The sequence below is a fragment of the Flavonifractor sp. An112 genome, assembly GCF_002161085.1.
Classification (GTDB): Bacteria; Bacillota; Clostridia; order Oscillospirales; family Oscillospiraceae; genus Flavonifractor; species Flavonifractor avicola.
Window position 1 is genome coordinate 43263 of record NZ_NFLU01000015.1, and the last position, 8471, is coordinate 51733.

Annotated in this window: 8 protein-coding genes; 4 read left to right on the plus strand and 4 right to left on the minus strand. The window is 62.2% G+C overall.

Annotated elements, in window-relative coordinates:
- The first annotated feature begins 50 nt into the window (after positions 1–50).
- Positions 51–755 carry a V-type ATP synthase subunit D gene (locus B5E56_RS12080; RefSeq protein ID WP_087390474.1) on the plus strand — a complete coding sequence of 235 codons (705 nt, stop codon included), beginning with the start codon at positions 51–53 and terminating at the stop codon, positions 753–755.
- A 103-nt stretch (positions 756–858) separates the two neighbouring features.
- Here the strand turns inward: B5E56_RS12080 and B5E56_RS12085 are convergent, their stop codons facing one another.
- Both B5E56_RS12085 and B5E56_RS12090 read right to left on the minus strand, forming a co-directional pair.
- Positions 859–2535 carry a DAK2 domain-containing protein gene (locus tag B5E56_RS12085; RefSeq protein WP_087390476.1) on the minus strand — a complete coding sequence of 559 codons (1677 nt, stop codon included), beginning with the start codon at positions 2533–2535 and terminating at the stop codon, positions 859–861.
- Between the two features lie 35 nt (positions 2536–2570).
- Entirely contained in the window at positions 2571–2921 is a 351-nt protein-coding gene (locus B5E56_RS12090) for an Asp23/Gls24 family envelope stress response protein (protein WP_087189201.1), read from the minus strand.
- Positions 2922–3141: 220 nt separating this feature from the next.
- Between B5E56_RS12090 and B5E56_RS12095 the strand changes: the two genes are divergently transcribed.
- Complete coding sequence (locus B5E56_RS12095) at positions 3142–3327, plus strand: hypothetical protein (RefSeq protein WP_087390479.1); 186 nt, start codon at positions 3142–3144, stop codon at positions 3325–3327.
- 41 nt (positions 3328–3368) lie between these two features.
- Here B5E56_RS12095 and B5E56_RS12100 read toward each other — a convergent pair whose 3' ends face one another.
- Both B5E56_RS12100 and B5E56_RS12105 read right to left on the minus strand, forming a co-directional pair.
- A complete protein-coding gene (locus tag B5E56_RS12100) occupies positions 3369–4481 on the minus strand; it encodes a metallophosphoesterase (protein ID WP_087390482.1) in 1113 nt (370 codons plus the stop codon).
- 15 nt (positions 4482–4496) lie between these two features.
- Positions 4497–6254, minus strand: coding sequence for an ABC transporter ATP-binding protein (locus tag B5E56_RS12105; protein ID WP_087270940.1), 1758 nt, complete (start codon positions 6252–6254; stop codon positions 4497–4499).
- Positions 6255–6411: 157 nt separating this feature from the next.
- Between B5E56_RS12105 and B5E56_RS12110 the strand changes: the two genes are divergently transcribed.
- Complete coding sequence (locus tag B5E56_RS12110; protein WP_158098718.1) at positions 6412–7167, plus strand: helix-turn-helix domain-containing protein; 756 nt, start codon at positions 6412–6414, stop codon at positions 7165–7167.
- Positions 7168–7298: 131 nt separating this feature from the next.
- The gene (locus tag B5E56_RS12115) at positions 7299–8231 is read left to right on the plus strand and encodes an AEC family transporter (protein WP_087390490.1); all 933 of its coding nucleotides are present in this window, start codon (positions 7299–7301) and stop codon (positions 8229–8231) included.
- Positions 8232–8471: the final 240 nt, after the last annotated feature.

Consider the following 8471-nt stretch of genomic DNA (forward strand, 5'->3'; position numbering starts at 1 on the left):
CGGGGCCCCTCTGGAAGCTGACAATGGTCGAAGGAGAGGAGGGGTGATCCGTGCCTGCGATTAACGTGAACCCTACCCGGCAGGAGCTGACCCGGCTGAAAACCCGGCTTAAGACCTCCATCCGGGGCCACAAGCTGCTGAAGGATAAGCGGGATGAGCTGATGAAGCAGTTCATGGACGTGGTGCGGGAGAACCGGGCCCTGCGGAAGAAGGTGGAGGACGGGCTGATGAAAGCCCACGGCTCCTTCACCGTGGCCTCCGCCCTCATGTCCTCCGAAATGCTGGAGCAGTCCCTCCTGTATCCCAAGCAGTCTGTGGAGCTGGACATGACCTTCCAGAACATCATGAGCGTCAACGTGCCCGTCTACCAGTTCCGCACCAAGAGCGACGACGCCGGGGAGATCTACCCCTACGGCTTCGCCGCCACCTCCGGTGAGCTGGACGGTGCGGTGGACGCCCTGTCCGGGGTCTTTCAGGATATGCTCAAGCTGGCCGAGATCGAAAAGACCTCCCAGCTGCTGGCGGAGGAGATCGAAAAGACCCGCCGCCGGGTCAACGCCCTGGAGTATGTGAAGATCCCCCAGATGGAAGAGGCCATCAAGTATATCTCCATGAAGCTGGACGAGAACGAGCGCTCCAACACCATCCGTCTGATGAAGGTGAAGGATATGCTCCTCAAGGAAGCCATCGAGGAACGCCAGGAGGCCGACGCCCGCGCGGTGGAAGCCTTTGGCGGAAAACAGGAAGAGGTATAACGATCATAAAAAAGACGGTCCCCACCGGGACCGTCTTTTTTCGTGGCATAAGCGCAAAAAACCGGGGCGGCCCACACTGGGCCGCCCCGGTCTGTATACCGGCTTATTCGGCGGAAATCATATAGTAGTAGACAGGCTGACCGCCGGAGAGCAGGGTGATCTCGGCGTTGGGGCAGCACTCGGTGAAGAGCGCCAGAGCCTTCTGGGCCTCCTCCTCGGACACATCCACACCGTAGAAGATGTTGATAAACTCAGCGGACTGCTGGGCGTCAGCCTCGGCCAGACGGCGCAGCAGGGTGTCCAGATTCTGATCGGTGCCAAAGAGCTGATGCTCGGTGAGGGCCAGGTAGTCCCCCTGCTTGATGGCGAAGCCGTCAAAGTCGGAGTCCCGGGCGGCGTAGGTGATCTCGGAGGTGTGGACGTTGCCGATGGCCTCGGTCATAGCGGCCACGTTGTCCTCCTGGGAGGCGTCCAGATCCATGACCATCAGAGCGGAGATGCCCTGGGGTACGGTCTTGGTGGGGAGAACCACCACCTGCTTGCCCTCCGCCAGAGGGATGCACTGCTGGGCGGCCATGATGATGTTGCCGTTGTTGGGCAGCACAAAGACGATCTCCGCCGGGGTGGCGTCAATCACCTTCATAATGTCGTCGGTGGAGGGGTTCATGGTCTGACCGCCGCTGATCACGCCATCAGCGCCCAGATCCTTGAATACGGCGGCCAGGCCGTCGCCGGCGGCCACCGCCACCACGCCGTACTTCTTCTCGGGGGCCGCGATCTTCCGGCCGCCCTCGTGGTGGTCGTGGTCGTCCTCTTCCAGGTCGTCGGTGCTCTGGATGTGGCGACCGGCGGCCAGATCCTCCGCCTGGGTGCGCATATTCTCGATCTTGGCCAGCTCCAGGGTGCCGTACTTCTGGGCCTCGGTGAGGGCGGCACCGGGGATGTCGGTGTGGACGTGGACCTTGAAGCAGTCGTCGTCCTCGCCGATGACCAGGCTGTCGCCGATGCTGTTCAGGTAGGCCTCGAAGGAGGTCAGCTCCTTGTTGGTGGTCTTGCGGACAATGAACACCGTATCGAAGGTAAAGGTGATCTCCTCGGCGGCGATGGCGGCATAGTCGGTCTTGGTCTCCGTCTTGCTCTCCTCGCCTCCCTCAGGCAGGGGCAGGCCCCGCAGGGAGTCCAGCATACCCTGGAGGATCACCAGGAAACCCTTGCCGCCGGCGTCCACCACACCCGCCTTCTTGAGGACGGGGTTCATCTCGGTGGTGTGCTCCAGGGCCACCTGGCCCTCGGCAATGGCGGCCTCCAGCACGGCCTCGGGGTCGTCCGGGGTCTTGCGGGCGGCGTCGGCAGCCCGGGCGGCGGCCAGACGGGACACGGTGAGGATGGTGCCCTCGGCGGGCTTCATAACGGCCTTGTAGGCGGCGGCCACGCCGAAGTCCAGGGCAATGGCCAGATCCCGACCGTCGATGGTCTCCTTGTCCTTCACGGCCTTGGAGAAGCCCCGGAACAGCAGGGACAGGATGACGCCCGAGTTGCCGCGGGCGCCCCGCAGCAGGGCGGAGGCGTTGGTAGCGGCGGCCTCGCCCACGGTACGGGGTTGTTTTTTCTTCAGCTCAGCGGCGGCGGTGGAGATGGTCAGACCCATATTGGTACCGGTGTCGCCGTCAGGCACGGGGAATACGTTCAGCTCGTTGATCTGCTGTTTTTGAAGATTGATGGAGGCTGCCGCGTGGATGATAGCCTGGGCAAAGGACGCTCCGTCAATGCGCTCTCTCATGTCTGTGTTCCTTCCTTTCAATGGGCGGACCGGCCTCAGCCGATGACCATGGAATCGATGCACACGTCCACGTTGCGCACCTCGGCGCCGGTGGTACGCTGCACGATATAGCGGACCTCGCTCATAATGGAGCGGCTCACCGCCATCAGATTCACGCCGTTGTCCACGATGATATGCAGTTCGATGGAGACGGTGGAATCCTCATTGTAAGTGACTTTAACGCCCTTACCCATAGACTCCCGGCGCAGCAGGTGGACCAGGCCGTCCGCCTTGGAGCGCACCGCCATACCCTTCACGCCGTAGCAGTTGGTGGCGGCGGCGCCGGTGATGTTGGTAAATACTTCGCTGCTGATGGTGATCTCGCCCTGTTCGGTCTGCAGCTTCATGATCTGATCCCTTCCTTTCCTGGGGTGTCTGCATGGCATCCCCGTCAAAGCGGGGGAAAAGGTTACATTGTTTGTCTTTTTATTGTATTCTATTTCACCACAAAATACAAGGGAAAAAAGTTTCTTCAAAGTGGGAATGTACACTTGTAATTTCCCACAAAAACGTGTACACTGTTCCTATCGGCACATTGCGTTCAACACGAAGGAGGCTGTTTGCATCATGAAGAAGTTTTTCTGCGGTATTGTGAAGTTTTTGGCCGTGCTGGCGGTGCTGGGCGCGGTGGTTTATGCCGTGGTGGCCTACTGGGACAAGATCATGGAACTGGTCTGCAAGGTGAAGGGCCTGATCTCCGGCAAGTGCGACGACTGCATGGAGGACGTGGAGTTCGCCGACTGGGAAGAGTAAGAACTTGAAAAAGGGCCGCTGCCATGGGCAGCGGCCCTTTTTTATGCTTGAGGCGGGCGGCACAACCGTCCAACGTACCAGCCGGTGACGCCGTTTTTCTTCACCAGAGCCCGGTCGGCCAGCCGCCGGACGATGGACAGGATGTCCCCCGGCTCCACCGCCGGGCGGTAGTCGGTGGACTCCTTGCACAGGGTCTGGTCTCCCGAGCGGTAGAGGTAGTCGGTGAGTACGTCCACCTCCCGGCCGCTCTCCAGATGGCGGCAGCGGCACAGGGCGCCGCCCCGCAGCAGCACCTCCACCTGGTTGTGGCCCCAGCGGACGTTTGCCGACTCCGCCGTCTCCTCCTGCCGGTCCAGAGCCATGGCGGTGGGCAGGCCGTCGTAGGCAAAGAAGGTGAAGTCCTCCCCGGGGGTCCGGGGGAGGACCAGGGCGTTGAGCTGGGCGTCCAGATGGAGGGCGCACCCTCCGTCAATGGAGACAATGTGCTGGGCCTGGGAGATCAGGGGATTGGAGGTGGGAATGTGGGGGTGGTAGAGGGTCACCGGGGTGTGCCCCACGATGCACCACCGCCGGAACACCCGGCCCTGGTCCAGGAAGTTGTCGTTTTTCATGCAGTCCCAGGCGGTCATGTCCTCCAGCCGGTCCTCGTTCTCTACCCCGCCGTGGACAAAGAGATAGTCGGGGGTGAGCAGGATCTCGGGCATGGACTTCAGAAAGGCCAGCTCCGGGCCGAAGTGGTCCAGAATCACCTGCCGCAGGGCGGGCAGGTCCTCGGGGGAACGGGTCTCAAAGCCCGCCTCCTGGCCCATCTGGAGCAGGGTGCAGCGGTTGCGCCACACGTTGAGGTAGTGGTGGAAAAATTCCGGCCGCACCTGGGGGGACTCCACAAACTCGGTGACCAGGTCGTCGCAGTTGCCCCGGACGCAGTACACCGTCCGGCGGGTGGACAGGTCCATGACGTAGCGCAGCACCGCCAGGCTGTCCTGGCCCTTTTCTACCAGGTCCCCCAGCAGCACCAGAATGTCGTCGGGGCCGTAGCCCGCCCGGTCCAGCAGCCCCTGGAACAGGGGCAGGCTGCCGTGGATGTCGCTGACCACCAGTACCCGCCGCCCGGCGGGGAATTCCAGCCGCTGTATCCGTGCTTTGCGCGCCATACCGGCCACCTCGCTTTATACGGAAACTGATTTCTGAGCCTGATACAACCGGGCGTATTCGCCGCCCTTGGCCATCAGCTCCTCATGGGTGCCCTCCTCGGCGATGCCGCAGCCGTCGATGACCACAATGCGTCCGGCGGAGCGGATGGTGGACAGCCGGTGGGCGATGATGAGGGTGGTACGGCCCTGGGCCAGGGCGTCAAAGGCGGACTGGATGCGGGCCTCGGTGACGGTGTCCAGGGCGGAGGTGGCCTCGTCCAGAATGAGGATGGGCGGGTTTTTCAGGAAGATGCGGGCGATGGACACCCGCTGCTTCTGGCCGCCGGAGAGCATGACGCCCCGCTCACCCACCTGGGTCTGGAAGCCGTCGGGCATCTCCAGAATGTCGTCGTAGATCTCGGCCTTCTTGGCGGCCTCAATGATCTCCGCCTCGGTGGCGTCGGGCCGGCCGTAGCGGATGTTGTCGTAGATGGTGCCGGCGAAGAGGAACACGTCCTGCTGGACAATACCGATGTGTTCCCGCAGGTCGTGCTGCTTCAGCTCCCGCACGTCCTGGCCGTCCACCAGCACCCGACCGCCGGTGACGTCGTAGAACCGGGGGATGAGCTGGCACAGGGTGGACTTGCCGCCGCCAGAGGGACCCACCACCGCCACCGTCTCGCCGGGGCGGACGTGGAGGGTAATGTGCTCCAGCACCGGCTCAGGGGAGGACTCGTAGCGGAAGGTCACGTCGTCCACCAGAATGTCGCCCTTCACGTCGGTGAGGGTGCGGGCGTCGGGGGCGTCCTGGATGTCGGGCTCCACCCGCATCAGCTCGGTAAACCGCTTGAAGCCAGCCATGCCCTGCATGAACTGCTCCACAAAGGCGGACAGTTTGCGGATGGGGGTAATGAAGGTGGTGACATAGAGGGCGAAGGTGGTGAGATCGATGAAGTCCATCTCACCCTTCATAATAAGGAAGCCGCCGAAGGCGATGACCACCACGGACAGGATGCCCATGAAAAACTCCATGCCCGACTGGTAGAAGGCCATGGTCTTGTAGTAGCCCCGCTTGGCGCCGCGGAACTGGTCGTTGGCGGCGTTGAACTTGGCGCTCTCGGCGTCCTCGTTGGCGAAGGCCTTGGCGGTGCGCATCCCGGAGATGGAGGACTCCACCTCGCCGTTGATGCCGGCCAGCTTGGCCTTGACCTCGATGGAGGCCTTCATCATCTTTTTCCGGGTAAGAGCGGTAAAGAGAATGAAGATGGGAATGACGGCGAATACCATCAGGGCCAGCTGCCACTGGATGGTGAGCATGATGAAAAAGGCACCCAGAATGGTCACCGAGGAGATAAACAGGTCCTCCGGGCCGTGGTGGGCCAGCTCGGTGATCTCAAAGAGGTCGCCGGTGACCCGGCTCATCAGCTGGCCGGTGCGGTTCTTGTCGTAGAAGGAGAAGGACAGATCCTGCATATGGGAGAACAGGTCCCGGCGGATGTCGGCCTCCATCCGCACGCCCAGCAGGTGGCCCCAGTAGGTGACGATGAAGTAGAATACACCCTTGAGCACATAGGCCAGGGCCAGGGCGGCCATGACGGCGAAGAAGGTGGCAAAGAGCTGGTTGGGCAGCAGGGTCTGCATGGACCAGCGGGACACCATGGGGAAGAGCAGGTCCACGATGCAGATCAGCAGGGCGCATACCATATCCAGCAGGAACAGCTTCCAGTGGGGCTTATAATAGGAGGCAAAAATCCGCAGATAGCCCCGGTTTTTAAAGTCTTTTTGGTTGGTCATGACGGTCTCCTCTCAAAAATCCGTTGCCTTACAGTATAGCCCGCTGCCACTGGATTTGTCAACCGATGGAGGGGGGCGAAACCCGGTCCTGCCGGGTACTCTACCGCTGTTCGGTTGCCAAATTGCCCCCTGTGGGGTATGCTGGTGGAGCGAGGTGATGGACGTGTACGACATGGACAAGGCGGCCTTCGGGGCCTTTGTGGCCGGGCTGCGGAAGGAGAAGGGATGGACCCAGCGGGAGCTGGCGAAACAGCTTCACATTACCGACAAGGCGGTGAGCAAGTGGGAGACCGGGGCCAGCATCCCGGACACCGCCCTGCTCATCCCTCTGTCCGAGCTGCTGGGGGTGACGGTGACCGAGCTGCTGCTCTGCAAGCGGCAGGAGAAACCCCTGGAGCCGGAGGCAGTAGAGGACGTGGTAAAAACCGCCATCCGCTGCGCCGGAGGCAGGCCCAAGCGGGCCTGGCAGGAAAAGAGACTGTGGCCCCTGTGGTATGTGCTCTCACTGCTGGCGGGAGGCCTGGGCTTGTGGGCCAACTGGGTATGGACCGGTGTGCCCGAGGCCCTGTGGACCCCAGTGCTGTTGGGGGCCATCTTTGGGGTCTGGTTCTGCTTTTTTACCCGGCTCACTCTGCCGGAGGTCTATGACCGGTACCCTCTGGGTATGGTGCGGGACGGGCCGCTGCGCATGAATATGCCCGGTCTGAACTTCAATAACCACAACTGGCCCCACATCGTCACGGTGGGCCGGGCGTGGTCCTGTGCCGTTATGGCGGGTATGCCCCTGCTGTCCCTGGCGCTGGGGCTGGCCTGTCCCGCTTTGTGGCAGGATACCCAGCTTTGGGTCATCCTCGTCCTCACGCTGGGCGGACTGTTTCTTCCCCTCTACCTGGTGGGGAAAAAATACGAATGACCTCAGCAGCCGGCGCGTGTGATCGCGCCGGCTGCTTCTTTTTGCGCCGGAAGGAGCCCGTTCCCTTGCCTCTATCCCGGTTTGATGATACAATAAATTGAATTTTTGTGCAAAAAAAGAGGGAAACGGCAATGGTGGACTATCTGCTGATGGTGTCCTCCCAGGTGGGGACCATGTTTCTGATGATGGCGGCGGGTTTTGCCCTGGCCAAGCGGGGGCTGCTGACCCAGGCGGCCATTCCGCAGATGACCAATCTGCTGCTCACCGTGGTGCTCCCCTGTATGCTGGTAGACTCCATGCAGATCGAGCGGACCCCTGCCCTGCTGGGATCCATGGGATACACCTCCCTGCTGGCGGCGGGGCTGTATGTGCTCTACTGCCTGCTGTCCATCCCCCTGTTCCGGCGGCAGAACCCCGCTACCGGCAAGGCCCTGCGCTTCGGCACCCTCTACGGCAACGTGGGCTTTATGGGCCTGCCCCTGATCCAGCTGGTGCTGGGCGAGCAGGCCATGGTCTACGGCGTCATCAATCTCATGGTGTTCAACGCCTTTAACTGGAGCCAGGGCGTGGTGCTCATGGGAGGGCGCAGGCAGGTCTCCCTGAAACAGGCCGTCCTCAATCCGGGGATTCTGGGTACTGTGGTGGCCCTGGTGCTATTCCTGTGTGGGATCACCCTGCCCTCCATGGTGGGCAGCGCCGTCAGCTTTCTGGGCAGTATGAACACCCCGCTGGCCATGGTCATCATCGGGGCCCAGATGGCCAGCGCCGACTGGCGCTCGGTGTTCCGCAGTCCGGCCATCCTTCTGACCTGCGGCCTCAAGCTGGTGGCCATGCCCCTGCTCACCGCCCTGATCCTCTACCCCCTCCACCCGGAGCCCGATCTGTACTGCACTCTGGTGCTGCTGGCCGGAGTGCCCACCGCCAGCATTACCGCCATGTTTGCCCAGCGGTACGGCCAGGACGTGTCCACCAGCGCCCAGCTGGTCACCGTCAGCACCCTTTTGTCCATTCTCACCCTGCCCTGCTGCGGGGTGCTGGCCGCCCTCCTCAGCGGCGCGGCCTGAGGGCCGGAATGGTCACAAATGTTTACAGAATGCGTTTTTCCATTTACGGCACAGGGGTGCGGGTGTTAAAATGTCTAAATCATCTCATGCGCCGGGCGGCTTGCCGCCCACAGTACAATGGAGGTTACCATGAAAAAACAGACCATTCTGACCGGGGCTGCCGCCCTGGCTCTGGCCCTTTTTTTGACCGCCTGCGGCGGACAGGCTCCGGAGGTCACCCCCTCCCCCACGGTTGAGCCC